Here is a 326-nt window from a genome sequence, read left to right as displayed (position 1 = left end):
AAGACCATGGTCGCTTGAGGTGAACCAACCCTTTCCTAAACCTCCGGGCATATAGAGCCTGTTCTAAGGCATCGAGCACGAGGTCCGTCTTTAAAGACCTCAAGAATTCGCCAACCTACGATGAATCTCAGCAATATGTCTATGACGAATGCAGCATATACAAACCCACTGCGTACAGCGACATACGTTAGATCTGCCACCCACAACTGGTTAGGGCGAAGTGCAGTGAAGTTTCGACACACCAAATCTGCAGGTTTATTGGCAGATTCGTCAGGGATCGTAGTCCTTATCTTCCTGCCACGAATGATCCCTTTTAGGCCCATGTC

1 pseudogene is annotated in these 326 nt (G+C 48.5%); it reads right to left on the bottom strand.

The annotated features are described in order from the left end of the window. Positions 1-326: pseudogene (locus tag EZM41_RS08245) on the bottom strand (DDE-type integrase/transposase/recombinase); the annotation flags it as partial.

The sequence above is a fragment of the Acetomicrobium sp. S15 = DSM 107314 genome, assembly GCF_016125955.1.
Lineage (GTDB): Bacteria > Synergistota > Synergistia > Synergistales > Thermosynergistaceae > Thermosynergistes > Thermosynergistes pyruvativorans.
The sequence above is the reverse complement of the archived record's forward strand: the minus strand, read 5'-3'. Positions and strand labels throughout refer to the sequence as shown.